Annotated in this window: 29 protein-coding genes, 6 tRNA genes, 2 pseudogenes and 1 riboswitch; of the genes and pseudogenes, 14 read left to right on the top strand and 23 right to left on the bottom strand. The window is 66.2% G+C overall.

Annotation, left to right across the window (positions count from 1 at the left end; genetic code table 11):
- Positions 1 to 40: 40 nt before the first annotated feature.
- Entirely contained in the window at positions 41 to 475 is a 435-nt protein-coding gene (locus AASM09_RS14650) for a BLUF domain-containing protein (protein WP_049430643.1), read from the bottom strand.
- Between the two features lie 131 nt (positions 476 to 606).
- Between AASM09_RS14650 and AASM09_RS14655 the strand changes: the two genes are divergently transcribed.
- Together AASM09_RS14655 and AASM09_RS14660 are read left to right on the top strand one after the other, a co-directional pair.
- Positions 607 to 693, top strand: a tRNA-Leu gene (locus AASM09_RS14655).
- A 56-nt stretch (positions 694 to 749) separates the two neighbouring features.
- Complete coding sequence (locus AASM09_RS14660) at positions 750 to 998, top strand: hypothetical protein (RefSeq protein WP_049430641.1); 249 nt, start codon at positions 750 to 752, stop codon at positions 996 to 998.
- Positions 999 to 1161: 163 nt separating this feature from the next.
- Here AASM09_RS14660 and hemN read toward each other — a convergent pair whose 3' ends face one another.
- Positions 1162 to 2571, bottom strand: coding sequence for an oxygen-independent coproporphyrinogen III oxidase (gene hemN / locus AASM09_RS14665; protein ID WP_049430659.1), 1410 nt, complete (start codon positions 2569 to 2571; stop codon positions 1162 to 1164).
- A gap of 44 nt (positions 2572 to 2615) precedes the next feature.
- Positions 2616 to 3056, bottom strand: coding sequence for a group III truncated hemoglobin (locus AASM09_RS14670; protein ID WP_049430639.1), 441 nt, complete (start codon positions 3054 to 3056; stop codon positions 2616 to 2618).
- Between the two features lie 179 nt (positions 3057 to 3235).
- Between AASM09_RS14670 and AASM09_RS14675 the strand changes: the two genes are divergently transcribed.
- Positions 3236 to 3523, top strand: a complete 288-nt coding sequence (locus tag AASM09_RS14675) for a hypothetical protein (protein ID WP_049430638.1) — start codon at positions 3236 to 3238, stop codon at positions 3521 to 3523.
- On the top strand, positions 3520 to 4569 hold the full coding sequence (locus AASM09_RS14680; RefSeq protein WP_049430637.1) for a 4Fe-4S dicluster domain-containing protein: 1050 nt from the start codon (positions 3520 to 3522) through the stop codon (positions 4567 to 4569). Before AASM09_RS14675 ends, AASM09_RS14680 begins: the two co-directional genes overlap by 4 nt.
- A gap of 1 nt (position 4570) precedes the next feature.
- On the opposite strand, the gene AASM09_RS14685 is transcribed toward AASM09_RS14680, so the two are convergent.
- Positions 4571 to 4807, bottom strand: a complete 237-nt coding sequence (locus AASM09_RS14685) for a hypothetical protein (RefSeq protein WP_005408923.1) — start codon at positions 4805 to 4807, stop codon at positions 4571 to 4573.
- A 353-nt stretch (positions 4808 to 5160) separates the two neighbouring features.
- Positions 5161 to 5370: a hypothetical protein gene (locus AASM09_RS14690; protein ID WP_049430635.1), complete on the bottom strand. Its 210-nt coding sequence runs from the start codon at positions 5368 to 5370 to the stop codon at positions 5161 to 5163.
- A 111-nt stretch (positions 5371 to 5481) separates the two neighbouring features.
- Here AASM09_RS14690 and AASM09_RS14695 point away from each other — a divergent pair, with 111 nt between their 5' ends.
- Positions 5482 to 5883, top strand: a complete 402-nt coding sequence (locus AASM09_RS14695; RefSeq protein ID WP_005408921.1) for a transcriptional regulator — start codon at positions 5482 to 5484, stop codon at positions 5881 to 5883.
- A gap of 22 nt (positions 5884 to 5905) precedes the next feature.
- Positions 5906 to 5969, top strand: a riboswitch (Fluoride riboswitch).
- Between the two features lie 74 nt (positions 5970 to 6043).
- Positions 6044 to 6436: a fluoride efflux transporter CrcB gene (crcB, locus tag AASM09_RS14700; protein WP_049430634.1), complete on the top strand. Its 393-nt coding sequence runs from the start codon at positions 6044 to 6046 to the stop codon at positions 6434 to 6436.
- 3 nt (positions 6437 to 6439) lie between these two features.
- On the opposite strand, the gene AASM09_RS14705 is transcribed toward crcB, so the two are convergent.
- Positions 6440 to 7273 carry an AraC family transcriptional regulator gene (locus AASM09_RS14705; RefSeq protein WP_100443624.1) on the bottom strand — a complete coding sequence of 278 codons (834 nt, stop codon included), beginning with the start codon at positions 7271 to 7273 and terminating at the stop codon, positions 6440 to 6442.
- 134 nt (positions 7274 to 7407) lie between these two features.
- On the opposite strand from AASM09_RS14705, the gene AASM09_RS14710 reads away from it, so the two are divergent.
- A complete protein-coding gene (locus tag AASM09_RS14710; RefSeq protein ID WP_049430632.1) occupies positions 7408 to 7902 on the top strand; it encodes a DUF6265 family protein in 495 nt (164 codons plus the stop codon).
- Positions 7903 to 7920: 18 nt separating this feature from the next.
- On the opposite strand, the gene AASM09_RS14715 is transcribed toward AASM09_RS14710, so the two are convergent.
- On the bottom strand, positions 7921 to 8427 hold the full coding sequence (locus AASM09_RS14715; protein WP_049430630.1) for an AAA family ATPase: 507 nt from the start codon (positions 8425 to 8427) through the stop codon (positions 7921 to 7923).
- A gap of 261 nt (positions 8428 to 8688) precedes the next feature.
- Between AASM09_RS14715 and AASM09_RS14720 the strand changes: the two genes are divergently transcribed.
- From AASM09_RS14720 to AASM09_RS14730, 3 genes and pseudogenes are all read left to right on the top strand, one after another.
- Positions 8689 to 9765: an alpha/beta hydrolase family protein gene (locus AASM09_RS14720; RefSeq protein ID WP_049430629.1), complete on the top strand. Its 1077-nt coding sequence runs from the start codon at positions 8689 to 8691 to the stop codon at positions 9763 to 9765.
- Positions 9766 to 9855: 90 nt separating this feature from the next.
- The gene (locus tag AASM09_RS14725; RefSeq protein WP_049430627.1) at positions 9856 to 10056 is read left to right on the top strand and encodes a hypothetical protein; all 201 of its coding nucleotides are present in this window, start codon (positions 9856 to 9858) and stop codon (positions 10054 to 10056) included.
- A 41-nt stretch (positions 10057 to 10097) separates the two neighbouring features.
- Positions 10098 to 10175: pseudogene (locus tag AASM09_RS14730) on the top strand (thioesterase family protein); the annotation flags it as partial.
- An 84-nt stretch (positions 10176 to 10259) separates the two neighbouring features.
- Here AASM09_RS14730 and AASM09_RS14735 read toward each other — a convergent pair.
- Both AASM09_RS14735 and AASM09_RS14740 read right to left on the bottom strand, forming a co-directional pair.
- On the bottom strand, positions 10260 to 10529 hold the full coding sequence (locus tag AASM09_RS14735) for a hypothetical protein (RefSeq protein WP_049430626.1): 270 nt from the start codon (positions 10527 to 10529) through the stop codon (positions 10260 to 10262).
- A 124-nt stretch (positions 10530 to 10653) separates the two neighbouring features.
- The gene (locus AASM09_RS14740; RefSeq protein WP_049430624.1) at positions 10654 to 11358 is read right to left on the bottom strand and encodes an ArsR/SmtB family transcription factor; all 705 of its coding nucleotides are present in this window, start codon (positions 11356 to 11358) and stop codon (positions 10654 to 10656) included.
- Between the two features lie 105 nt (positions 11359 to 11463).
- On the opposite strand from AASM09_RS14740, the gene AASM09_RS14745 reads away from it, so the two are divergent.
- Positions 11464 to 12111: a flavin reductase family protein gene (locus AASM09_RS14745; RefSeq protein WP_049430621.1), complete on the top strand. Its 648-nt coding sequence runs from the start codon at positions 11464 to 11466 to the stop codon at positions 12109 to 12111.
- 4 nt (positions 12112 to 12115) lie between these two features.
- On the opposite strand, the gene AASM09_RS14750 is transcribed toward AASM09_RS14745, so the two are convergent.
- The 3 genes from AASM09_RS14750 to AASM09_RS14760 all read right to left on the bottom strand — a co-directional run bounded on the left by AASM09_RS14750 (position 12116) and on the right by AASM09_RS14760 (position 13821).
- A complete protein-coding gene (locus tag AASM09_RS14750) occupies positions 12116 to 12643 on the bottom strand; it encodes a DUF4124 domain-containing protein (RefSeq protein ID WP_238378629.1) in 528 nt (175 codons plus the stop codon).
- Between the two features lie 92 nt (positions 12644 to 12735).
- On the bottom strand, positions 12736 to 13245 hold the full coding sequence (locus tag AASM09_RS14755) for a GNAT family N-acetyltransferase (RefSeq protein WP_065428084.1): 510 nt from the start codon (positions 13243 to 13245) through the stop codon (positions 12736 to 12738).
- A gap of 78 nt (positions 13246 to 13323) precedes the next feature.
- Complete coding sequence (locus tag AASM09_RS14760) at positions 13324 to 13821, bottom strand: GNAT family N-acetyltransferase (RefSeq protein ID WP_049430615.1); 498 nt, start codon at positions 13819 to 13821, stop codon at positions 13324 to 13326.
- Positions 13822 to 13928: 107 nt separating this feature from the next.
- Between AASM09_RS14760 and AASM09_RS14765 the strand changes: the two genes are divergently transcribed.
- Entirely contained in the window at positions 13929 to 14333 is a 405-nt protein-coding gene (locus AASM09_RS14765; protein ID WP_049430614.1) for an NUDIX domain-containing protein, read from the top strand.
- Positions 14334 to 14405: 72 nt separating this feature from the next.
- On the opposite strand, the gene AASM09_RS14770 is transcribed toward AASM09_RS14765, so the two are convergent.
- The 3 genes from AASM09_RS14770 to AASM09_RS14780 all read right to left on the bottom strand — a co-directional run bounded on the left by AASM09_RS14770 (position 14406) and on the right by AASM09_RS14780 (position 14839).
- Positions 14406 to 14479 (bottom strand) — tRNA-Cys (locus AASM09_RS14770).
- A 66-nt stretch (positions 14480 to 14545) separates the two neighbouring features.
- Positions 14546 to 14621: transfer RNA gene (locus AASM09_RS14775), tRNA-Gly, on the bottom strand.
- A 142-nt stretch (positions 14622 to 14763) separates the two neighbouring features.
- A tRNA-Gly gene (locus AASM09_RS14780) sits at positions 14764 to 14839 on the bottom strand.
- Positions 14840 to 14969: 130 nt separating this feature from the next.
- Here AASM09_RS14780 and AASM09_RS14785 point away from each other — a divergent pair.
- Together AASM09_RS14785 and AASM09_RS14790 are read left to right on the top strand one after the other, a co-directional pair.
- A complete protein-coding gene (locus AASM09_RS14785) occupies positions 14970 to 15359 on the top strand; it encodes a hypothetical protein (protein WP_049429468.1) in 390 nt (129 codons plus the stop codon).
- Positions 15352 to 15765, top strand: a pseudogene (locus AASM09_RS14790) (hypothetical protein); the annotation flags it as partial. The gene AASM09_RS14785 and the pseudogene AASM09_RS14790, both read left to right, overlap by 8 nt.
- A gap of 17 nt (positions 15766 to 15782) precedes the next feature.
- Here AASM09_RS14790 and AASM09_RS14795 read toward each other — a convergent pair.
- The 8 genes from AASM09_RS14795 to pgsA all read right to left on the bottom strand — a co-directional run bounded on the left by AASM09_RS14795 (position 15783) and on the right by pgsA (position 22657).
- Positions 15783 to 16703 (bottom strand): HlyD family secretion protein, encoded by a 921-nt coding sequence (locus AASM09_RS14795; protein ID WP_049429470.1) that lies wholly within the window; start codon positions 16701 to 16703, stop codon positions 15783 to 15785.
- The gene (locus AASM09_RS14800; RefSeq protein ID WP_049429471.1) at positions 16700 to 17428 is read right to left on the bottom strand and encodes an ABC transporter ATP-binding protein; all 729 of its coding nucleotides are present in this window, start codon (positions 17426 to 17428) and stop codon (positions 16700 to 16702) included. The genes AASM09_RS14795 and AASM09_RS14800 overlap by 4 nt, the downstream gene beginning before the upstream one ends.
- A gap of 10 nt (positions 17429 to 17438) precedes the next feature.
- The gene (locus AASM09_RS14805; RefSeq protein WP_049429472.1) at positions 17439 to 18578 is read right to left on the bottom strand and encodes an ABC transporter permease; all 1140 of its coding nucleotides are present in this window, start codon (positions 18576 to 18578) and stop codon (positions 17439 to 17441) included.
- Positions 18575 to 20038, bottom strand: coding sequence for an efflux transporter outer membrane subunit (locus tag AASM09_RS14810; RefSeq protein WP_049429473.1), 1464 nt, complete (start codon positions 20036 to 20038; stop codon positions 18575 to 18577). The genes AASM09_RS14805 and AASM09_RS14810 overlap by 4 nt, the downstream gene beginning before the upstream one ends.
- 369 nt (positions 20039 to 20407) lie before the next feature.
- Positions 20408 to 20483: transfer RNA gene (locus tag AASM09_RS14815), tRNA-Gly, on the bottom strand.
- 115 nt (positions 20484 to 20598) lie between these two features.
- Entirely contained in the window at positions 20599 to 21705 is a 1107-nt protein-coding gene (locus AASM09_RS14820) for an NAD(P)/FAD-dependent oxidoreductase (protein ID WP_049429474.1), read from the bottom strand.
- 138 nt (positions 21706 to 21843) lie between these two features.
- Positions 21844 to 21919, bottom strand: a tRNA-Gly gene (locus tag AASM09_RS14825).
- A 111-nt stretch (positions 21920 to 22030) separates the two neighbouring features.
- Entirely contained in the window at positions 22031 to 22657 is a 627-nt protein-coding gene (gene pgsA, locus AASM09_RS14830) for a CDP-diacylglycerol--glycerol-3-phosphate 3-phosphatidyltransferase (protein WP_010486073.1), read from the bottom strand.
- Positions 22658 to 22673 lie beyond the last annotated feature (16 nt).

Below are 22673 nucleotides of genomic sequence, written 5' to 3' on the forward strand. Positions count from 1 at the left end.
TACAGCCTAACGGCCCCGGTACCCCGCCGCCAAGGCGGGCTCAAGAGCCCAGCGCGACCGCAGCGGGTTCCAGCTCGCCATCGGCACCGGTCCAGGCCTGCAGCAGGCGCTCGAAACCTCCACTACCCAGCAGGAAACCCGGCCACGGCGCGTCAACGATCTGGGTCAGCAGGTCCGCATCGATCCGCCGCGTGCCCATCGACCAGCGCGGGAACGCACGCTGCAGTACCGGCGCGCGGCACAACACCCTCATCTGCGCATGGCTGCGTGCATTGGCGATGCGCTGGAACACCGAATCGATGCCATCTTCGGGGCCTTCCAGATACTGCAGGAAGCGGCTGCCGTCGAACATCAGCACACCGGTGACGCCGGCTACACGATTGAAGGCCGTGGCATCGGCCAGCAGGCGATCAAGATCGGTTGTCCGCAGATCGGCGCGGGCCTCACTGGCATAGGCAATCGCGTGCAGCGACATCGGGTGGCTCCCCCCCTGGGAACGATGGCTGGGACTATGACATGAACAGGGATAACAGTTAAGCACGTCACCGCCGCGACGCGATCCGGTCGTCGCGCTGCAGGTGGGCTACAATCGGCGCCGCGCTGCAGGCCCGGATGGCGAAACTGGTAGACGCATCGGACTTAAAATCCGCCGGGGGCGACCCCATGCCGGTTCGATTCCGGCTCCGGGCACCAACATCGCAGCGCAGGATGGCGTCCGCCCTTCGGGGCATTGCACAAGGAACCCGCACATGAAGCTGTCTGTCCTGATACTCCCCCTGCTGTGCGTGATCAGCCTTCCGGCGCTGGCGCAGTCCTACTCCGACAGCCGCCACAATCGCGACGGAAGCGTGGACATCCGCTACAGCGATGGGTCTTCCAGCCGCATCACGCGCGATCTGTCCAAGCGCGTGATCGCCGAGCACAGTGACGGCAGCCGCTCGCCCACCACCTCTGACCTCAGTGGCCGCAATCGCAGCACCTACAGCGACGGCAGCTAGTCCGACACCAGCACCGACCTGAGCGGCAGGGTCATCACGCAGTACAGCAACGGTGCGCGCTCCACCAGCACACGTGACCTGAGCGGCAGGTGGCGCACCACCGCCAGTGGTGGCATGGCCGCCCGTCATCCAGAACGCGGCGTCGGCAAAAAGCCCTGAGCGATCAGATCGCACGCGAGTAGCGTGGTTGCTCGTGTGCGGCGCGCAGGTAGGGGTCAAAGCACATCGCCAGCAACCGCAGCAGTGGTCGCCCCGGCTCGCTGGCGCGCACGACCCCCTCCCGGTACTCGGCCAGGCCGTCCTGTTGCAGCCGCTGCACCGCACGCAGGTCTTCGGCAAAGTACTGCTGGAAATCCACGCCGTGGCGCTGCCCCAGCACTGCACCATCCACCTCGCCCTGGCACATCAGCTGCTGGATCAGCTCCGCGCGCAGCTGGTCGTCGGCACTCAGCGCGACACCGCGCCAGACCGGCAACTGTCCCTGGTCCACCGCGTCCTCCCACGACGGCAGGTCACGTGGATTCTGGCTGTAGGTGGCACCGATATGGCTGATCGCACTGACGCCCAGGCCGAGCAAATCGGTATCGGCGTGGGTGGTGTAGCCCATGAAGTTGCGATGCAGCTGGCCGGCACGCTGCGCGCGTGAAAGATCCTCCTCCGGCAATGCGAAATGATCCATGCCGATGTACTGGTAGCCGGCCGCGGAGAGCTTCTCCACCGCCAGCCCCAGCAGCGCCAGCTTGTCTTCTGGAGAGGGCAACCGGCTTTCGTCGATCTGCTTCTGCGCGCGGAACAGATGCGGCAGGTGCGCGTAGCCATAGACCGCCAGGCGGTCGGGGCGCAGCGCCAGTACCCCGTCCAGGGTTCGCCCGAATCCCTCCAGGCTCTGCCCGGGCAGGCCGTAGATCAGGTCGACGTTTACCGAACGCATGCCGCTGTCGCGGCACGCACGGAGGATGTCCAGGGTCTGCTGCACGCCCTGCACGCGGTTGATCGATTCCTGCACCAACGGGTCGAAATCCTGCACGCCCAGGCTGGCCCGGTTGAACCCCAGCCGCGCCAGCATCCCCACGTCGCGGGCATCGATGAAGCGCGGATCGAGCTCGATCGAAAAATCGCGCTGCGGCGAATCGCTGAAGTCAAAGCGACGGCGCAGGCCTTCCACCAGCGTGGTCATCGCCTCGGCATCCAGGAAATTCGGCGTACCGCCGCCGAGATGCAGCTGGATGACCTCGCGACCGTCATCGAACTGTGGTGCCAGCAGATCGGCCTCGGCCAGCAGGCGCGAAACATAGCTGTGGCCACGACCGCGATCGCGGGTGATCACCCGGTTGCAGCCACAGTAGAAGCACGGGCTGGAACAGAACGGCACATGCACGTACAGCGACAGCGCGCGTGCCAGCTTGTTGCTGTCGGCAATCGCCTGGCGCAGCGCCGGTGCATCGAAGCCATCGTGGAAGTGCGGCGCGGTCGGATACGAGGTGTAGCGTGGCCCCGGCCGGTCATGCCGGCGCAGAAGGTCGGGGTCGAAGGTCCAAGCCAGGCCACCGGCGGCGGGAGAGAACGTGTCCATGCCACCAGCATCGCGCCGGACGGCCGCTGCCGCCTTGACCCAGATCAATCCTTGGCGGCGATCCCCAGCACCGGCAGCCCGACCTGGGGCCAGCGCAGCATCTGGTAGCGCTTCCAGAAGGTATCGCCGATGCGTGCGGCCACGTCGTTGGCCAGTTCCTGCATCGCCGGGTTGTCGCATTCGGCCGTGGTGATCCGGAACAGCACCAGCCAGCGGTCGAACAGGTCCTTGTCCAGCTCGATGGCCATGTGCTTGGACATCGGCGAGCCCTTGAAGCGGCGGGTACCGCGCAGCATCGCCGACCAGAAGTCGACCAGCTGTGCCAGGTGCTCTGGCCAGTCGTGCACATGCGCCTCGAACACCGGCCCGAGGCGCTCTTCCTCGCGCACGCGCGCGTAGAAGTCGTGGACCAGGCGGGTCACCTCCTGCTCGGTACACAACCCAGGCGAGGCGACGGGGAGAACAGGCGGCGGTGTTGCGTTCATCGGGGTACCCAAAGCGTGCCGGCAGTGTGCCGCAGCGAGGCGGCACCACCGTTGATCCAGATCAATGTCGGCGCAGTCGGCTGCACCTAGGCTGGCACGCCTGCAGGAAGCATGCCCTGCGGATGCTGCGCCAACCTCGGCGGAGTATACGCGCCGCCCACTTTTCGATCCGGGACAGCATGAACAGACCCCCTCCCAGCCGCCGCCAGCAGCTGATCCAGCACTGGGGCGCCATCCTTTGGCCCAGCTTCATCGCCGCGGGCGTGGCCAGCGTGGTGTTCTTCGCCTTCGTCGATCCCCTGCGCCTGCAGGCAATCAGTTTCCCGGACACCTCCATCAGCCGCGAGCTGGGCTATACCGCAGGCTTCTTCATGTTCTGGACGGTGACGGCGCTGTCCAGCGCGGTCACCTGGTACCTGCAACGCCCCATGCCCAGTGACGACGACGACGAGCTGCCACTGGGATGAGCGCGCGCCCTACCTCGAGAACCAGGCCCCGGCACTGGCGCGGCACGCTCAGCACTGCCCTGCTGGCACTGTTCTACGCCCTGCCGTGGCTGCGCTGGGACGGGCGGCAGGCGTTGCTGCTGGACATCAACGCGCGGCGCTTCGACCTGTTCGGCTGGACCCTGTGGCCCAACGACGTCGGCGTGCTGATCGGCCTGCTGGCGGTGCTCGCGGTGGGCCTTGCCCTGCTCACCCACCTCGCCGGGCGCATCTGGTGCGGCCATGCCTGCCCGCAGACACTGTGGCGCCGCACCTTCGACTGGATCGCCGACGGCATGGTCCGCACGCTTCCGGCACGCGTTGCGCGCGCGGCCACGCAGCTGGCCTGGGGGCTGCTCTCACTGTGGACCGGCATTACCTTCGTGGGCCTGTTCAGCCCGATCGCCGAGCTGGTGATCGCAGCGCCGCGTGCCGGCTGGAGCGGCTGGGAGACCTTCTGGGTGCTGTTCTACGCCGCCGCCACCTGGGGCAATGCCGGTTTCCTGCGCGAACAGGTCTGCCGTTCGCTGTGCCCATTCGCACGCATGCAGCCGCTGCTGACCGATCCACACACGCCACGCATGCTGTACGACGCCCGACGCGGCGAGCCGCGCGGGCCGCGCCCGTCGGGGCTGGGCGGCGTACTGGGCCGGGGTCGCGGCCTGCTCGACCCGACCACCGCCCAGGACTACGTGTTCCGCGCCGCGCACCCGCTGCTGGCCGGACCGATGCCGACCTTCAACGCCGATCGTCTCGGAGACTGCACCGATTGTGCCGCCTGTGTCAGCGCCTGCCCGATGCAGTTGGACATCCGCCAGGGGCCGCAGGCCGACTGCCTGGCCTGCGGCGCGTGTCTGGAAGCCTGCGCACAGCAACAGCACCGGGCCGGGTTCGGTCCGGGGCTGGTGCGTTACTGCAGTCCGCAGGCGATGGCCGGGCAACAGAAGCGCTGGTGGCGACCCCGGACCCTGGCCCTGCTGTGCTTGATGCTGACGCTGCTTGCATTCGGCGCCTGGCGCTTGTTCTGAATCAACGCGGCCCGTCGGCGTGCGGCGGAACCAGCTGCGCACGTCGGACAATGCCCAACTGCTCGATGATCAGCGCCATTTCGTTGGTGAACTCGGTACGCTCGGTTCCCTGCGGGACGAGCCGGTCCAGCACCTGCTGGTAGGTATCCCAGAACGCCGGACCGCATCCGTGTTTGTGATAGCTGGCTTCCAGTTCGCGGCGTACCCGTTCAGCCAAGCCATGCATGCCGTATTCCATACGACCTCCGTTGGACTTGTTCTGCATCGTTGACGGTCTACCGACTCACTTGCGTGCTACTGAAAGACTCCCGGGCTTCACGTCCGGTTGATCCAAATTAGTCACAGATTTCACGACAGGTCAATTACATGCAGCGACTTTCGCGATTGAAATTATTAATCGTTCACGAAACTACATACGGGACCCCGCCCCTCCCGGATGGGGTGAAGCCGACAACGCGACCCAGGCACCTGGCACGGCAGCCGGTAGGCGTCGACGATCGGTACTGCCAGAACGATCAGTTTTTCCTATTTTGCTAAGTGTACTTAACAGAATGTGCTTAGCGTGCTAAATGCGACAAAAGGCGGCGTCATTCAGATGGATTCGACTTCGGCGGCGGCAGTTGCGGGGAACAGGTTCGGGTAGCGCTGATGCAGGATGTACTGCCGCAGAGCCGGAATCGGAAAGTCTTTAGGCCATTGCGATACTGCGGAACGGCTGATGCCGAAGAAGCGCGCCAGCTCCGCATCGGTCTGGAATCCCAGCCGCGTGCGCACCTGCCGCTTGTTCCAGAATTCGGTCATGGTCTGCCCTTCTGTTAACCAGGCTTATTCTTGCGGCAAGGATTCTTCGCATTCCACGCGTTAAGCTGGCTTGCATAGATGAATACTCTCGGCCAACGACTCGCCGCCGCCATGAAGAAAGCCGGGCACCCCCGCCCGGCCGATCTGGCCCGCGCTGCCAAATCCACCACGGCAACCATCAGCAACTGGCTCAACGACCATGTCAGTGCGTCCCATGTGAAAGCCGAGCAGCTGTTCCGCATCGCAGATGCGGCCAAGCTGGACGCACGCGAGCTGCTGTACGGAGTGAACGGGCGCGGCGTCGGGGAGCCGGGTAACGCCTACATTCCCAGCCAGGCCCACCTGGATGTATGGCAGGACGCCTACGAGCTGGTCAGTCACCTGGTGGCCGAGAATGGCCTGGAAATCGACCACCGCCGCCACGCGGCGCTGGACCTGCTCGCGTTCGAACTGCTGATGGATGGCTTCAGCCGCAGCAAGGTCGCCCGCGTGCTGACCACCTCGATGACGTGAATGCACTACCGCTGGTAGCATGGACCACGATGGGGATGGGGCTCCCCCGATAACCGCCTGAGAAGGCTGATGGCTCCTGCCAAGACGAACCCGGTGTTCGTCGATGGCAGGCCGTGCCTGCCCTCGGCGTTCGCCATCGACCCTGCACTCGAGGCACGCGATGCAAACGCTGAACAACTATGTCCTGGTCTTCATCGGAGGTGGCATCGGCGCCTGCCTTCGCCATGCCTGCAACCTGATCGGCGCCCGGGTGGCCGTCGGCAGCCCCTGGCCGTGGTCGACCTTCCTGATCAACATCAGCGGCGCGCTGCTGATGGGCGTGGTTGTCGAGGTCTTCGCGATGCGCAATGGCGCCTCGCCGCAGCTGCGCCTGCTGCTCGCCACCGGCATCCTCGGCGGCTACACCACGTTCTCCACCTATGCGCTGGAGATCGGCCTGCTGCTGCAGCGCGGCCAGCATGGGCTGGCCGCGCTGTATGCCGGTGGCTCGGTGGCACTGGGCCTGGCCGGCCTGTTCGGTGGCATGAAGCTGGCCCGGCTGGTCCTGGGCTGAGGCTCAGGCCGCGCCAGCACGCGCCTGTCCGCGCCATTCGCGTGGTGACTGCCCCGTGTGCGCCTTGAACGCGCGCGAGAGTGCCGCCTCGCTGCCATAGCCCACCTCGTCGGCAATCCGCTTCAGCGGCCGGCCCTGGCGCAGCGCCTGCTGTGCCAGCCCAACCCGCCAGCCCTGCAGGTACTGGCCCGGGGTGGTCCCCATCGCTTCGCGGAAGCTGGCGGCGAACACGCTGCGTGACATCCCGGCCACCTCGGCCAGATCTTCCAGCGTCCATCCCTGCGCCGGGGCTTCATGCATCGCCACCAGCGCCAGCCGCAATCGCGGATGGCCAAGCCCAGCGAACAGACCGCCGCGCATTTCGCCACCTTCCATCAGCTGGCGCAGCACCTGGATCATCACCACCTCGAACAGACGGTTGACCATCGCCGCTCGCCCGCAACGCTGCTCGAACGCTTCTTCGAACAACAACTCCAGGGCCGCCTTGCCGCCATACAGCTCGGCCAGTGGCAGGCAGATGAAATCAGGCAGCGCGGCACTGATCGGATTCAGCCGGCCGCCTTCGAAATGCAGGTTCGCGCAGGCCATGTCGGCGCCCTGCTGAGGATCGGTACTGAAGCGGTGCGGCATCGGGCGCGGGTACAGCAGCAGGCTGGGCACCTCGACCTGTACGGTCTGCTGGCCATGACTGACCCGCAGCGGGCCACGTCGCACCAGGTGCAGTTGGCCGGCCTCATCCTCGCCGTCCAGCGTGTTGATGCCGCACAGCGCACCGGCATGGAACACCGAGGCGGTGACCGCGAAGCGTTCAAGCAGAATGGCGAGGCGATCGACCATGGCGGGACGTTGGGTCAAGCGAGACAGGCTCAGTGCGACAGATCGTATCGGAATCACTGCAGGAAAGGAGGGCACTGGCCGGGCGGTCCACCGGGCGCTATACAGGCCCCAGATTCCCGCGCATGGAGGCACCGATGTCGATCCGCATCGCCCCGGCCCTGCTGACGCTGCTGCTTGCGGTGGCCCACGCACAGGCCTCGCCGCCGTCGAAGATCGAACACCTGGCCTGGCTGGCCGGCTGCTGGCAACTTGACGGGCAGCCGCCCGGCGCCGGCGAGCAGTGGTCCAGCCTTGCTGGAAACACCCTGTTCGGCAGCAGCCGCAGCCTGCGTGACGGGCGAACCGTCGGCTTCGAATTCATGCAACTGCGCCAGCACGATGATGGGCGCCTGGTGCTGACCGCCCTGCCCTCTGGCCAGAACGCCACGGACTTCAACGCCACGCGGGTCGATGGCAACGAGGCGGTGTTCGAGAACCCGACCAACGACTTTCCGCAGCGCATCCGCTACCGGCGCCTGGACGAGCAGCGGGCGCATGCGCGCATCGAGATCGCGCAGGACAATCCGGCACAGGCGATCGACTTTCCCATGCATCGCGTCGCCTGCGGTGGACCGGCGCCCGCGCGCTGATCCGCTTCCAGGTCACCCCTACGCCGTATGGCGGATTACCACGAAGCCTTCTTCCCTGGCCGGTGCCACGAAGTGACGGGTGATCTGCTCGAATTCCTCATCGCTGGCCTGGAAGGGATGCTCGCCGCGCGCATTGCGTGCACGCAGCCGCGCCTTGCAGACTTCGTCGGCAACATCGAGGAAGTGCAGTTGATGCGCGGCGCCCACTGGCGAGAACACCTCACGCGCCCACGCGCGGGTGGCGGGCGTGTTGAAGGGAAAATCGAGCGCCACCGAAACGCCGGCCTGCAGCAGCGCACGCAGATGATCGGTCAGCACGCTGCGCAGCGTGGCTGCGCGCTGCAGATAATCCGCGATGGAGTGGATTTCGCCCGGGTGCAGCGCTGCCAACCATGCGTCCTCGCTGATCAGCACGTGGTGCGGCCTCGCCACCAGTTGCCGCGACAGCGTGGACTTTCCTGCGCCAATCTTGCCGCACAGCAGGTGCAGGGTTGCGCCGTCGGCGGCGGGTGAAGGGTATTGCATCTACGATCTCCTCGGTGGATTCCAGTTCCCGGGAGAGCGCTGCGTGCAATCCGCCTTCCCGGGCGGGTTGCAGGGCCGTAACGACCGCGCGCTACCCCGCCTTCCCGTGGGGAATGCGGATAATCGACGCGGTGACATGCGGGGCCATGCCGCCAGCGTAGAGCGCCGCCTCTTCGGCCCGCAACCCCCTGCGGCAGTGCAGCGCGCGCAACGTTTCATTGGCATCTATGCTCGGCGCCATTCCCGCATGGAATGACCACGATGCGCCCCTTGCTTCGATGTGCCCTCGCCCTTGGCCTGCTGCTTCCTTCGACGGCATTGCTGGCAGCACCACCCTCGGCGCCACGCACGCTCAGCGGCGAGCTGCAGGGCGCCCCCTGGCGGCTGGATGTACCGGCAGACTGGAACGGCGACCTGGTGATGCTGGCCCACGGCTATGAGCCCGTGGGCGTGCCGCGCACCATGCCAATGGCCGCCAACGACAGCACGGCAGCGCTGCTGGGCGCCGGTTACGCCGTCGCGCAGAGCGCGTATTCCGGCCAGGGCTGGGCGGTGGCTGATGCGGTCAACGACATGGAACACCTGCGACACCATGCGCTGGGTGAACTCAAGCGCGTGCAGCACACCTGGATGCTGGGCTTCTCGATGGGCGGCGCCGTGACCATCGGCAGCCTCGAGCGCTTCCCGCAGCACTATGCCGGTGGCGTGTCGCTGTGCGGTGCCAATCTCAGTGGCGAACAGATCGCGGCCGACCTGCTGACCACGCTGGTCGCGTTCGATTATTTCTTCCCCAAGGCGGAGGGGCTGCCGGGCACCGGATTGGCATCGCGCGAAGCGGCCCTGCTGCCGCAGGGTGAGCTGTACCAGGGAATCGCTACTGCGCTGCAGCGCGACCCGGCGCATGCCGCGTTGCTGGCGCAGCGGCTGCAGGTCTCCCGCGGCGAAGTGGCCGGCACGATCAGCCTGCACGCCCTGGTCCTGCATGAACTGGCCACACGCAGCGGTGGCATGCCGGTCGGCAACAGGGGCGTGGTCTACAGCGGCTTCGGCGATGACTCCGCATTCAATGCCGGGGTGCAGCGCATCGAAGCTGTACCCGCCGCGCAGGCCAAGGTGCGCGCGACGCTGGCGCTGACCGGCGCCCTGAAGCGCCCGCTGGTGATCCAGTTCAACCACAACGACCCGACCATCGTGCCGCACATGCAGACGGCGTATCCGCAGTTGGCCGCACACGCCGGTGCGCGGCCGGCGCCACGGGTACTGCCATCGGTGGGCGAAGGGCATTGTGGCTTTTCGGAAGCACAGGTGGTCGACGCCTTGAAGGCGGTACAGCACTGAGACCAGCGCGTGCCGCAGCGCATCAGGACCGTCCAGCAAGTGCTGCTATGGTGGCCCGGCCCATTGACGGGCACACAAAGGACTGACGTGATGATCAAGACGACCTTGAAGACCGTGATGCTCCTTGGCATGGCCGTGACCGGCCTGGCCTTCGCTGCAGATTCCTGCGAGTTCTGCACCCTGAAGTACGAGCAGTGCCTGCGTACATCACATGGACCGCTGGGCAAGACCTCCGAGCAGTGCCTGGCCGAATACAAGCTGTGTCGTGAAATGGACTGCCCGTCGCCCTGACCGGTGTCCGGCCGGCTCCTTCGGGGGCCGGCTCAGCCCACCTGTTCGGCACGCCCGAAGGCGAATGGCTGGGCTTCGACACGTCAGTCTCGTTCGGCCGACAGGGGCTTGGCCTGACCCGCACGGTGCTGCACGATGCGCGCGGTCCAATTGGCACGCTTGACCAGGCCTTGACCGTGCGCCCGTTGCCGCAACAGGCCGGATCAACCGCCCAGCGTGCCCATCGTGAAGGTGTAGCCGGAGCTCATCAGGAATTCGCGCATGCGCATTTCCGCCCGCCGTGGCGAGGCCAGGTTGGCCGGCGCATACAGTGCATACACCAGGCCCGATCCCTCGATATGCTCGCGGCGGACCTCGCAGCGAGCGGTCTCCGAGGCAATCACCCATCCGTCCTTCAGCCGCTCCGGTCCAATGGATTGCCCGTTCTTCAACCGGAAGGTCAGCCAGCGCACATCTGCCAAGATTTTGCTCATTTCCGATTCGCTCCGTGCCCGAAGCGACCCGTGATGTCCTTGCTCGCCATTGCAGCTCCCTGAGACGTGGAACTCGACCATAACGCCTTGCCATGTCGTGGGTGACTGAGACTGGACGGGCACCTCAGGTCGCCAGGTTGAACAGCCGCCACAATGCCTCACGCCCCGGTGGGGTCAGGCGCAGTTCCCGGCGGCCTTCCACGCGCCGAAGCCAATCGTTGTTCACGAAACTGTCCAGCATCGCCTCACCGACCAGGCCTGCCAGGTGCGGGCGACGTTCGGTGCAATCCAGGCAGCCACGGCAATAACGCGCCGGCTTGGCCACCACCGGCTGCCGCAGAAGCTCGCGCAGTGGCTGGCCCAGCCCGCCGAGGAATGCGGCGCCTTCGGCGCTGATCCGCCAATGCCCTTCGCAGGGCAGCACATGCCCCACCTGCAGCAGGCGATCGGTGATGGCTACCGCGTGCACACCGGCCAGGTGCCGATAGCAGGAACGCGCCTCGCGCAGCGCGGGCATGCTGCGCGCGGCCGCAGCGGTACACGAGGGGGTACGATCGGCCACGCGCAGGATGCCTTCGAGCATCTCTGCCACCTCGCTTGACGCCAACCGGTGATAGCGATGCCGCCCCTGCGCCAGCGCCACCAGCAGATCACCTTCGACCAGCCTGCGCAGGTGCATGCTCGCCGTCTGCGGGGTCACACCGGCCACGTGCGCCAGCTCCGTTGCGGTGTAGGCACGCCCGTCCATCAACTGCAGCAGCATGGCCGCGCGTGCCTGGTCACCGACCAGGGCGCCGACACTGACAAGGGAACCAGAGGTGTGGACCATGCCGGGATTGTGGCACGCCCACCTGTGCAGACACTTCGATGCAGACCGAAGCTTCGGTGCCCGCAACCACGCCACAGTGGCCGTCCCGCCACCGTGAGATCCACCGTGAACACCGCCTCGATCCAGCGCCGCCGCATCACCCCATCGGTCCTGTACCCGGGCACGCCCGTGCTGCTGATGACCACGTTGAATGACGATGGCAGCAACAACATCAGCCCGCTTTCTTCGTTCTGGGCACTGGGCAACCGCGTGGTACTGGGCCTCGGCACGCAGGGCCAGGGCTATCGCAACCTGCAGCTGCGCAACCAGTGCGTGCTGAACTTTCCCTCATCCGCGCAGGCCGCACAGGTCGAGGCCATCGCCAGAGCGACCGGCTGCAACCCTGTGCCGGCCGCCAAGCAGGCGATGGGCTACGTGCACGTGCGTGACAAATTCGCGCTGGGCGGGTTCAGCCCCGTCGCATCCACCCACGTTGCGCCGATGGCGATTGCCGAATGCCCGTTACAGGTGGAGGCCAGCGTAATGGCGATGCATCCGCCCGGCGAGGATGATGGCCAGGGCTTCGTGATCGTCGAAGCCCGCATCCGCTGCGTGCATGCGCACGAAGACATCACCGTGGACGGCACCCAGCACATCGATGTGGCGCGCTGGAAACCATTGATCTACCTGTTCCGGCACTACCTGGGTGTAGGAGAGCCGGTCGGGCGCAACTTCCGCGCGGAAACGCCCATGCGCGCGTCTACCGCGCAGTGACCAGTCAATTCGCAGGGGCGGTCGAACTGCTGAACTTGTCGCGCACCGACCGCTCACGTTCGCGCCGGACCGATGCACACTGTTCGCGCGCGTTCGACATCTGCGTATCTGCTGCAACGCGCTCAGCGCTCAACGACTGCTGCAGGCTGGCGATCTGTGCACGGATGCCGGAGTCCTGTGTCGCGCCGGCCAGGTTGGTGCCCGCCGCAGCAAGTTGATGGTTCAGCTCGGCGACCTGCCGGCCAACCTGCTGGCTGCGGGACTCCAGCGGACCGTAGATGCGCGAGCGCTCACCCTGCACGCAGTTGCGCTCGGCGATGCCGGCGTCGGCCAGTTCGGTGTTCTGGTACACCGCCGCGCGGTTCGATGCCTCCCCCGCCGTTTCCGTGGAGGAACGGCTGGAACGCAGCTTCATGGGTTCAGCGCCGGCAGCACAAGGATTCTGGCTGTACACCGTTTCGCCGGATGCGCACTTGAACTTGTAGACCTGGGCCGATGCCAACGGGGCACACCCCAGCAGGATCATCGCCATCACTGCCTTCCCTTTCATCCTGCACCGCTCCCTGGTTCATTGGACAACCGCCACGATACGGTGGTTTGGTGGCGACTGCACGCTGGCGCCATTCAGACCGTTTCGCCCTGCAGATCGAGCACATCCGTGGTCCAGCGGCGCGCTCCCAGCGTGGCCACCATGCCGCCGCGATAGACGAACCGACGTGCGTGACCGTCTTCAATGAAGCAGGTCTCGTTCTGCATCGGCACATAGCCCGCAGAAGCATAGTGCCGATGATCCAGAGCGAACAGCACGGCGAAATCGACACCGTGCCGGCGCAGCTCTGCATGGGCCGCCTCGATCAAGCGCGAGGCAACGCCTTGCCGGCGAACGTCGGCACGCACCACCACGCCGCCGATCAGGCCGATGCGTTCCGGCTCGCCATCCAGCAGTGCATTGCGTTCGTACAGTGCGAGGTGGGCGACCACGTGATCACCTTCCATCGCCAGGACCAGAGCGACCGGCCCCGGGATGGCGTAGCCCTCGCCCTGCATGTCCGGGAAAGCCTCGCGGAGCAGATCCACCGCCTGCTGACGGTGTTCCGGCGCCACGCGCTCCCTGCTGGATACCTGAACGTGCATTGCCCTGTCTTCCTGGAACCGGTGTCCAGCCTCATCGTGCCACGGAAACATGACCGTGCCCGCGGCAACGTTTCACTGTCAGTGCAGTGTGATCCAGTACGAGACGATATCCGTGTAGCTGCCCTCGCGCTTGACTGCCCGCGGCTCCCTGCCGAGTGCGCTGAAACCCAGCGATTCATACAGCCCGCGCGCGGCAGTATTGTCCGCCAGCACCGTGAGGGTGAGCGATTCAATGCCTTCGGCGCGCGCAGACGCAAACGCAGCACGAAGAAGCTGGCGGGCGACACCCTGGCCACGATGGTCGGTGCCCACATGGACACTGTGCACTTCCGCCGTATGCCGTCGCGCCATCCGCATCGGGCGTACGTAGCGCAGGAAGCCCGCAAGCATGCCGTCGATGAAAGCGCCGAAGTAGCGCGTGCCAGGATCAGCAAGTTGGATGCGCATCACGTCTGCCGTCTCATTCTGCGCTTCGGCCAGCGTGGACAGGAACGCAGCGGGCGACTCGCCAAGCGCCTGCAACCGTGCCTGCCAGAGAATGTCGGCGTCGTCAGCACCAAGCTGCCGGATGAGCATGCGACACACCTGCGAGGTTGTTGATACACAGGCGCCCAGCCTAGCGCGGGTCCGCCTGATGCGACGTGCATGCGGGAATGAAGAACGTCCCTTCTTCACCCAACGCCATGACTGAACTGCAGATTCCCCGCGTGGGATGTGGCGCCGTCGTCCGTGATGCCGACGGCCGCATCCTGCTGATCCAGCGCGGACGCGAGCCGGAGCGCGGGCACTGGGGCCTGCCCGGTGGAAAAGTCGACTGGATGGAAACGGTGGAGGCTGCCGTGGTCCGTGAAATCCGCGAGGAGACGGCGCTGGAAGTGACGTTGCTGCGCCTGCTGTGCGTGGCCGATCATTTCGAGCCGGCGCTTGCGCAGCATTGGGTCGCGCCGATCTTCGAGGCACGGGCATCTGCCGCTGCCGAGGCCTCCATCCAGGAACCGGGCGTGCAGACCGGGCTGGGCTGGTTCGCGCGGGATGCCCTGCCCCAGCCGCTGACCCAGGCCACGGTGCAGGCGCTGGCCATGCTGTAGCGGGTATCGATCCGGGCGCGTGCCGGTATCCAGGCAAACAAAAAGCCCTGACCGGAGTCAGGGCTTTTCAATTGGAGGCCTCAAGCGGAATCGAACCGCTGTAAACGGATTTGCAATCCGGTGCATAGCCACTCTGCCATGAGGCCAACGTACTGCGCGCCAGGAACGTAGCCCTGACAAGACAAAACCCCAAGATGGGGCCTGTCGGAACATGGAGCGGGAAACGAGACTCGAACTCGCGACCTCAACCTTGGCAAGGTTGCGCTCTACCAACTGAGCTATTCCCGCGTAAGCCGACATGCTACCGGAAATCCGGAAAACACACCAGCGATTTCACCTTTCTGACTGCGCGTAAAGCCTTGTGGCCCAACGTGCCCCGCCTTGCCATGGCGGGAGAAAAGCAAGGCCCCTACCGGGGCCCTGTAGAATCTGGAGCGGGAAACGAGACTCGAACTCGCGACCTCAACCTTGGCAAGGTTGCGCTCTACCAACTGAGCTATTCCCGCAGCTTCCGTTCGACCTGCGTCGAAGGAGCGCTATTGTGTCCAAATTCCTTCACGCCGTCAACAGTCTTCACATCATGCGGTCACAGGCGTCCGCGCTGGGGTACGCTGCCCCGCCCGGCCCGGTTCGCCCATGTTCCTTCGCGGCACGCCCCTGTTGATCGCCCTGCTGCTGCACCTGCTGTACTGGGCACTGATACCACTGGGAATGAACGGGTATCGCGACCATTTCGGCTTTACGTCACATCGTGACATCGGCCTGGGCATCGCCCAGTTCCATCTGTTCTGGATGTTCATTGGCGCCCAGCCGCTGATTGCGGTGCTGCGGCCGCTGTTCGCCAAGCTGCTCGTGCTGGCCATTCCCTTGGCATTCGCAACCTGGACGCTGATGCACAACCATCCGCTGCGCCTGCTGTACTTCACGGTCGGGCCGGGTTTGCTGGCACTGGCCGCGATCGCCATATCCGTGCGCCATGCATCACGCAGCCACTTGCCCACCACCACGGACACCGCCGATGCCTAGACGCTACGTCCGCCTGTTCTGGTTGCTGGTTGCATTGACCTGGCTGGCGTTGATCGCAGCGCTGGTCAACGCCGGCTTCACCCCGGACTACTGGCTGCTGCATCGCCTGGAAGGCGCCGAGCTGCCCTACCCAACCAGCACCGTCATCGTGTTCACGCTGCTGGGCACGGTCGAGCTGGTGGTGGCCGCCTTGATCGTGCGGCCCTGGAAACTGAAGCGGCTGTGGTTGCGCCTGCTGATCGCCTTCGCGCTGCTGCTTGTGTGGTCGGTACCGTGGATGCTGTCGGCGATGCACCAGCCGCCCGTACACGGTATGCACCTGCTGTGGTTGCTGCTGCTGGATGTGGGCCTGCTGCTGGCGCTGTGCGTGGTGTCGGCGGTGAGCGCATGGCGGGCACTCAGGCGTCCGACACAGCGCCAGGCCTACTTCCGGAACTCCACCCGCACATGCTGGCCGAAGCGCGCCTTGGCCTCGCCATCGAACTCCAGCACGCACTCCACCACCTTGGCCACGCCGCGCCCTGCGTCTTCAGGCAGGCGTGCCTGCGCGAACACCGGGCTGATGCGCACCACGCGTGCAGTTGGCAGCGTGCCGGTGCTTTCGGCGCCATCGCTGTCCGGCACCACCGTGGCCTGCATGCCTACCTGCACGGCATCGGCATAGGCGGCGCTGAGTTCGGCACGCACCTGCAGCGGGCGCGCCGGCAACAACGAGATCGCCGGCTTGCCCGCCTGCACGAAGGCGCCAAGGCCCGGCACCTGGCCGACCACCGTGCCGGCTTCCGGCGCACTCAGCGACATCTGCTGCAGTTTCAGCCTGGCGTGTTCCAGCTTGTGCTGGGCCATGTCGACCTGCGCACCGGCAACGTCGACATCGGCACGTACGCCGGCCAGCTGCTGCTTGGCCGCATCGGCCTGCTGGTTCGAGGACACACCTTCGCTGGCGCCCGTAGACAGGCGGGTGGCGTTGCGCTCCAGTTCGCGCAGCTGCGCCTGGCTGCCCTTCAGGCGGTCATTGGCCAACGCCAGGTCGGCGGTGGCCATTGCCACTTCCTGCTGCAACAGGGCGCCATCCAGCGACAGCAGCAGCTGCCCCTTCTTCACCACGGCGCCTTCCTTCACCGGCGCAGCGGTGATCGAGCCATCCACCGGTGGCGCCAGTGCGATCAGCCCGCCTTCGACGTCGATGATGCCCCGCGCCACGGCGACCTTGCCGGCGACGACAGTACCCGGCTTGCCTGAGGGTGCCGATGCGGGGGTGGGCGCTTCCCTGGAACAGGCACCGAGCAGCAATGCCGCCGACAGGGCCAGGCTGAGGGGAAGCAGGTTCGACGTCTTGGTCATGGGGCGGACTCTACAGTTTCGTTCTGGCGGCGGTCATCACGGACCATGCCGTCTTCCATGGCGATCACCCGGTCGGCATGCCGGATCAGGCGCGGATCGTGGCTTACGCACAGCACGGTGGCGCCATGCGCACGTGCGTAGCGATGCAGGATATCGATCACGCGCTGGCCGTTCTCGGCATCCAGCGCGCTGGTGGGCTCGTCGGCGAAGATCAGCGTCGGCGACTTGGCAAACGCGCGGGCCACAGCAACGCGCTGCTTCTCACCGCCGGACAGCTGCGCCGGGCGCATGTGGCTGCGATGGCTGAGGCCGACTTCTTCCAGTGCACGGCGCGCCAGCGGTTCGCTTTCGCGATTGCGCATGCCGCGGTAACCCAGTGGCAGCTGCACCTGCTCCAGCGCAGTCAGTGCCGGGAACAGGTTGAAGCCCTGGAACACGAAACCGACATGGTGCAGGCGGAAACGCTCCACTTCGGCGCGGCTCATGTGGCCCACATCCTGGCCGAGTGCATGCACGCGCCCCCCATCGGGGGCGGACAGGCCGGACAGCAGTGACAGCAGCGTGCTCTTGCCGCATCCGGAAGGGCCGGATACCAGGGTCAGCTCGCCGGGATAGATGTCCAGCGACAGGCCACGCAGCACCGGCACCTGCACATCGCCGGACATGAAGCCCTTTTCCAGTGCGTCGGCCCGCAGGGTCGGAGCGACGGCGCGTGTAGAAGTCATCAGCCGGTCCTCAACGCAGCAGCAACGATGGATCGGAGCGGACCACGCTGCGCACCGCCATGATGCTCGACAGCATGGCCATCACCGCGACCAGCGCCACGCAGCCGAGGATCACCATCGGTGTCAGCTGGACCGGAACGCGCTGGGTCTGCGCAATCAACAGCACCACCGTGCTGAAGGCTGCCGCCAGCAACATGCCCACGCCGCCGATCAGCAAGGCCTGCTCGAACACGACGCGCGCCAGCGCATAGCGACCCGCACCGAGTGCATTGAGCGTGGCGTACTCGCGTACCGACCCGGCCACCACCGACGCGAACGACTGGTTGGTGATCACCGCACCGACGAAGCAGACGATGACCGCCATGAACAACACCGCGATACCCGCGCCGGTATCGAACAACCAGTACTGCTGAGAGCGGCTGGCGAATTCCGGTGCGGTCCAGAGCTCGACCGGTGTGGCCTGGCCCATCGACGCCGCAAGGCGGTCACGCACGCGATCGGCCAGTTCCGGCGAGCGCACGCCCGCCACGAAATAGGTACTGCCCTCATGCGGGTCGGTGCCGGCGATGGCGCGCGCGGTATCCAGCGAGGCCAGCACGTTGACGCCACCAAGACCACGCAGCCCCGGCTGCGCGGCAACCACACGCACGGCCTTGCCGTTGATCCACGCGCGGTTGCTCTGCAGGTCCACGCCGAGCGTATCCAGGTCGGCGCTGTCCACGATCACGGCCCCCGGTTCACGCAGCTGTGCACGCAGATCGGCCGGCAGGATGCGAGCGAACATCATCGCGTCGTCGCGGGTGGAGATGCCGGACAGGTAGACCGACACATTGCCTGTACCCTGCGCACTGGAACGCCACTCGCCATCCACCCACTCGTAGGGTTCGACGCGGGTGACATCCGGGTCCATGCGCAGGTAGCTTTCAACATCCGCGCTGATCGCATGGCCGTAGTTGACGCTCTGGGTACCGGGGAAACCGGCCCAGATATCGGCCGAGGACGCCTTCACGTAGATCGCGGCGGTGCCGAAGATGCCCAGCACCAGTGCCGCCTGCACGATCAGCAGCACACCGGCGAAACACATCGCCAGCACCACCGGCAGGAACCGCCGCCACTCATAGGCCAGGGTCTTGCGGGCCAGCGCGATCATTGCGAAGCGTCCTCACCCTCGACCGGCAGCGGTGCGCCGCCCAAGGCGCGGTACAGCGAGGCGAACGCCAGTACGCGCGCGCCCTGCGCGGCGATCAGGTCGCCCTGCGAGGCCAGCGCCGCACGCTGCGTGTCCAGCCCATCGAACTCGCTGGACAGGCCCAGCTGCACCTGCCGCGCCTGGCGCTTGACCTGCTGGCCAGCAGCATCATTGGCCGCACGCAGCGACTGGATGCTGCTGTCCTGGCGAGCCAGGCTGCCCAGCGCGCCTTCCACTTCACTCACACCCTCCAGCACCGCCTTGCGGTAGCCGAGCAGCGCGGCATCGAGCTGCTTCTCATCGGCATGGAAGCGCGCGCGGCGCTGGCCCCAATCCCACAGCGGGATGTCGATGTATGGGCCGATCGACGGGCTGGAATCGGAATTGGAGCGCGCGTTCTGGGTGAGGTTGTAGGCGTACAGGATCGAGCCGCCGAGGCTGACCCGCGGATACATTGCCGCGCGGGCGGAGCCCTTGCTGGCGGCGGCCTGCATCACCTCCGATTCGGCCAGCAGGATCTGTGGCCGGTGGCGCAGCAGATCCGCAGGCACCTGCTGCAGCGAGAACGTGCCCAGCCTCGGCGGCGCGCGGTATGCGCGCCAGGCCGGATCTGGACCGTCACGGCCCAGCAGCAATGCCAGCGCGCGGGCCGCGTTGTCAGCGTTTTCCCGAGCCTGCGCGACGGCGGCGCGGGTGGCGGCCTGGCGTGCACGCAGGCGGTCCAGTTCGCCCGGCTCACCCAGTCGCAGCCGTTGACGGATCAAGGCCAGCTGCTCGCCGCGATCATCCACGGCCTGTTGCCGGGCCAGCAGGTCCTGCTGGGCCTGTGCCACGGTCAGGTCCAGATAGCTGCGCACCACGTCGGCGATCACCGCAACCTGCGCGGCGCTACGCAGCGCCTCGGCATTGCCGGCCGAGGCCTGCGCGCCCAGCTGCGCGCTCTCGGCGGCACCGAACAGGCCCAGGTCCCAGATCGCTTCGATGCCGGCATGGAAATAGGTATCGACCGCAGCAGCGTCCTGCACCTGCTTGGCGCTGGCCGAGATTTCCGGCAGGAAGCGCGAGTCCGAGGTGCCGGCGACGATCCGCACGGCCTGCAGCCGCAGCGTGGCCTGCTGCAGGTCGAGGTTACCGGCGATGGCCTGGTCCACCAGGCCGTCCAGCGCCGGGTCGGCCAGCACCTTCCACCACTGCCTGGCATCCACCGCCACGCCCTGCCCCTGCGGCACCTGGGTCCAGGCGCTGGGCGTGCGATCAGGCAGATCCGGGACGGACACCGACATGCAGCCAGCCAGGGCCAGGCTTGCCAGCAGCGCGGAGGGGCGCAGCACTGCCTGCAGGGAGAATCCGCGCCCGGTCCTGGGCACTGCCACTGGAGTGATACGCCTGACCACCAGCCCGCCAACGTGTAGAAGGAGCATGAAGGCTACCGTGCGATTGTGGAGCGAACATGGAGAAATGGTCCGAAAAAGGTCACAGCACGCGTGCGGTTCAGGCAACGATGCCATTGGCCTTTCGCCAGCCTTTCACTGCATGCGACGCACGGAACGCTGGTGCGACATCCAGGCCATTGCGTCTTGTTGCCACCTTCCCCGAGCCCCGCGCCTGCGGCCATCCCCACGACCGATACGCCCCGCTATTCCGATTGCGACACTGACGTCGGATTCGTCACGCTTGGCCACTGATATCATGCCCGCCATGAAGATGCCGTGGCGCGACTGTAGCGGCCCTGCCGGCCAACTTCATGACAAACGAAAAACGCCCCCTTGCGGGAGCGTTCCTCTTGAATCTGGAGCGGGAAACGAGACTCGAACTCGCGACCTCAACCTTGGCAAGGTTGCGCTCTACCAACTGAGCTATTCCCGCAGATTTCGTTCGACCTGCGTCGAAGGAGCGCTATTGTGTCGATATTGCTGCGCGGCGTCAACAGGAATTTTCACGTGAGTGAAGGACGGTGTTCAGACGCCCCCACCTGCTCTCTTCACGTGCGCACACCACGGCGGTGGAAGTAGACCTGCTCGGCGATGCGCCGCGTAGCCGCCGTGTGCAGCAGTGCGTTGAGCGGCCAGTCGGCCTGCAGATGATCCATCGCCCAACGCAGCAGGTATTTGCCGTGAAATGCAGGCGCGGCCTGCCGCGCCACCCGTTCGGCGTCCGGCCCCTGGCCACGCAGATGGCGGGCAATCGCCTCGCCGACTGCCCAGCCGTGTCGCCATGAGGAGTGGATGCCGCCGGCCGAGAGCGGCGAGACGATGCCGGCCGCGTCGCCGGTCAGGATCACGCGCTGGCCGGTGATCGGCCCGTCCGGCCGGCCGCAGGGCACCAGGCCGGCGCGGGTGGCCGAGGGACGCGCCGAAGGCGGAATGCCGACCACGTCGCGCACGTGATCGAGGAAACCATCGATGTCCGGCCGCCGCACCTGTTGCGGGTCATGACGCAACGCCAACCCGACCTGCAGGCCGGTTGGATTCTGCGCGACCCAGCCGATGTAACCCGGCGCGTAGCGCTTGCTGACGAAGCAATGCAGCGCATCGCCCTGCGTCACCTGCAGGCCGGCGAACTCACGTTCGACGCCGTAGAGGTTGTCACGCACCTGGCCGAGCCCGGTGCGCTGTGCCACGCGTGAGCGTACGCCGTCAGCGCCAACCAGATAGGCACATCGCCCTGACCCATCCACCAGCCAGCCGTCACCATTGCCATGGGCATCGGTGAAGGACTGTTGCAGGCGCAGGTCGACACCGTTCGCGCGCAGCTCGCTGGCCAGCCAGCGCATCAGGTTCGGCGTATCGGTGGTGAGGAAGTAGTAGCCCGGCGCGGCGAGCAACACGCTGCGAAGATTGGGGGCATACAGGCGCACGTTCGCGACCCGCTGCACCAGATGTCCGGGCATGCGTCCCAGCCAGGTCTGCTCCATCGCTTCCTTCACCACGATGCCGGTGGTGTGCAGGCGTTCGCCGGGGTCGGCCTTGCGTTCCAGCACGCAGACACGCAGGCCGTATTGGGCGGCCGCCAAGGCGCAGGCGGCACCGGCGAAACTGGCGCCGACGATGACTACGTCGTGGTCGTAGGCGGAGGGCGTGTGGGGCATTGCTGCATCGTCCTGGAGGAACACAGATGCAGCTTCGAGCGGGGGCGTGGTGAGACGAAGAAGTGGCGGTGAAGTGGGAATGAAGCGCGCAGTACGCAAACGAAAAACGCCCCCTTACGGGAGCGCTTTTCTTGAATCTGGAGCGGGAAACGAGACTCGAACTCGCGACCTCAACCTTGGCAAGGTTGCGCTCTACCAACTGAGCTATTCCCGCTTGGGAGGCGAAATTTTACCTATTCCAAGGATTGCGTCAAGCGCTTTTTTCAGGGTCTGGGAGGCGCCTTGCACCACGTATCCACGCCATGCGTGGATCCGACCCCGTGCCTCAGTTGCCCAGCTTCTTCTGTCGCGAGCGCTCGCGTGCGGCGCGTTCGTCTTCGCGCAGGCTCGGCCAGGCGGCGTGCAGGTACTGCAGGCCCGACCACAACGTCAGCACTGCGGCAATGGCCAGGGTCCAGTCGCCGATGTGGAACACCGGCCAGCCCATCCAGATGTCTTCCACCGGCACGTTCGGCGCCACCGAATACAGCAGGCACAGCAGCGCGACCATCTGCGCGGTGGTCTTGACCTTGCCGATCATCGCCACGCGCACCTTGGCGCGCTGGCCCAGTTCGGCCATCCATTCGCGCAGCGCCGACACCGCGATCTCGCGACCGACGATCACCGCCGCCCAGAACGCCATCCACGGCGTCGGGTGGCCCTGCACGATCAGGAACAGCGCCACCGCCACCATCAGCTTGTCCGCGACCGGGTCGAGGAAGGCGCCGAAGGCCGACTCCAGCTGGTAGCGGCGGGCGATCCAGCCATCGAGCCAGTCAGTGATCGCGGCCAGGCCGAAGATCGCCGCCGAAGCGAAGTTGGTCCAGGTGTAGGGCAGGTAGAACACCAGCACCAGCACCGGGATCATCACGATCCGCAACAACGTCAGCCAGGTGGGCAGGGTCAACTTCATGCTTGCGTGCTTCTCT

This window comes from Stenotrophomonas maltophilia (genome assembly GCF_039555535.1).
GTDB classification, from domain to species: domain Bacteria; phylum Pseudomonadota; class Gammaproteobacteria; order Xanthomonadales; family Xanthomonadaceae; genus Stenotrophomonas; species Stenotrophomonas maltophilia_Q.

Bases quoted from the DNA above. Each gene is read 5' to 3' on its own strand.
- AASM09_RS14670 (WP_049430639.1), bottom strand. From the start codon at position 3,056: ATGAACGCAACACCGCCGCCTGTTCTCCCCGTCGCCTCGCCTGGGTTG.
- AASM09_RS14685 (WP_005408923.1), bottom strand. From the start codon at position 4,807: ATGGAATACGGCATGCATGGCTTGGCTGAACGGGTACGCCGCGAACTG.
- AASM09_RS14785 (WP_049429468.1), top strand. From the start codon at position 14,970: ATGTTCCTTCGCGGCACGCCCCTGTTGATCGCCCTGCTGCTGCACCTG.
- AASM09_RS14735 (WP_049430626.1), bottom strand. From the start codon at position 10,529: ATGAGCAAAATCTTGGCAGATGTGCGCTGGCTGACCTTCCGGTTGAAG.
- AASM09_RS14725 (WP_049430627.1), top strand. From the start codon at position 9,856: ATGATCAAGACGACCTTGAAGACCGTGATGCTCCTTGGCATGGCCGTG.
- AASM09_RS14765 (WP_049430614.1), top strand. From the start codon at position 13,929: ATGACTGAACTGCAGATTCCCCGCGTGGGATGTGGCGCCGTCGTCCGT.
- AASM09_RS14715 (WP_049430630.1), bottom strand. From the start codon at position 8,427: ATGCAATACCCTTCACCCGCCGCCGACGGCGCAACCCTGCACCTGCTG.
- AASM09_RS14750 (WP_238378629.1), bottom strand. From the start codon at position 12,643: ATGGCGATGATCCTGCTGGGGTGTGCCCCGTTGGCATCGGCCCAGGTC.
- crcB (WP_049430634.1), top strand. From the start codon at position 6,044: ATGCAAACGCTGAACAACTATGTCCTGGTCTTCATCGGAGGTGGCATC.
- AASM09_RS14810 (WP_049429473.1), bottom strand. From the start codon at position 20,038: ATGCTCCTTCTACACGTTGGCGGGCTGGTGGTCAGGCGTATCACTCCA.
- AASM09_RS14805 (WP_049429472.1), bottom strand. From the start codon at position 18,578: ATGATCGCGCTGGCCCGCAAGACCCTGGCCTATGAGTGGCGGCGGTTC.
- AASM09_RS14695 (WP_005408921.1), top strand. From the start codon at position 5,482: ATGAAGAAAGCCGGGCACCCCCGCCCGGCCGATCTGGCCCGCGCTGCC.
- AASM09_RS14680 (WP_049430637.1), top strand. From the start codon at position 3,520: ATGAGCGCGCGCCCTACCTCGAGAACCAGGCCCCGGCACTGGCGCGGC.
- AASM09_RS14690 (WP_049430635.1), bottom strand. From the start codon at position 5,370: ATGACCGAATTCTGGAACAAGCGGCAGGTGCGCACGCGGCTGGGATTC.
- AASM09_RS14755 (WP_065428084.1), bottom strand. From the start codon at position 13,245: ATGCACGTTCAGGTATCCAGCAGGGAGCGCGTGGCGCCGGAACACCGT.
- AASM09_RS14675 (WP_049430638.1), top strand. From the start codon at position 3,236: ATGAACAGACCCCCTCCCAGCCGCCGCCAGCAGCTGATCCAGCACTGG.
- AASM09_RS14660 (WP_049430641.1), top strand. From the start codon at position 750: ATGAAGCTGTCTGTCCTGATACTCCCCCTGCTGTGCGTGATCAGCCTT.
- AASM09_RS14705 (WP_100443624.1), bottom strand. From the start codon at position 7,273: ATGGTCGATCGCCTCGCCATTCTGCTTGAACGCTTCGCGGTCACCGCC.
- AASM09_RS14720 (WP_049430629.1), top strand. From the start codon at position 8,689: ATGCGCCCCTTGCTTCGATGTGCCCTCGCCCTTGGCCTGCTGCTTCCT.
- AASM09_RS14800 (WP_049429471.1), bottom strand. From the start codon at position 17,428: ATGACTTCTACACGCGCCGTCGCTCCGACCCTGCGGGCCGACGCACTG.
- AASM09_RS14820 (WP_049429474.1), bottom strand. From the start codon at position 21,705: ATGCCCCACACGCCCTCCGCCTACGACCACGACGTAGTCATCGTCGGC.
- AASM09_RS14710 (WP_049430632.1), top strand. From the start codon at position 7,408: ATGTCGATCCGCATCGCCCCGGCCCTGCTGACGCTGCTGCTTGCGGTG.
- AASM09_RS14760 (WP_049430615.1), bottom strand. From the start codon at position 13,821: ATGCTCATCCGGCAGCTTGGTGCTGACGACGCCGACATTCTCTGGCAG.
- AASM09_RS14740 (WP_049430624.1), bottom strand. From the start codon at position 11,358: ATGGTCCACACCTCTGGTTCCCTTGTCAGTGTCGGCGCCCTGGTCGGT.
- AASM09_RS14650 (WP_049430643.1), bottom strand. From the start codon at position 475: ATGTCGCTGCACGCGATTGCCTATGCCAGTGAGGCCCGCGCCGATCTG.
- hemN (WP_049430659.1), bottom strand. From the start codon at position 2,571: ATGGACACGTTCTCTCCCGCCGCCGGTGGCCTGGCTTGGACCTTCGAC.
- pgsA (WP_010486073.1), bottom strand. From the start codon at position 22,657: ATGAAGTTGACCCTGCCCACCTGGCTGACGTTGTTGCGGATCGTGATG.
- AASM09_RS14795 (WP_049429470.1), bottom strand. From the start codon at position 16,703: ATGACCAAGACGTCGAACCTGCTTCCCCTCAGCCTGGCCCTGTCGGCG.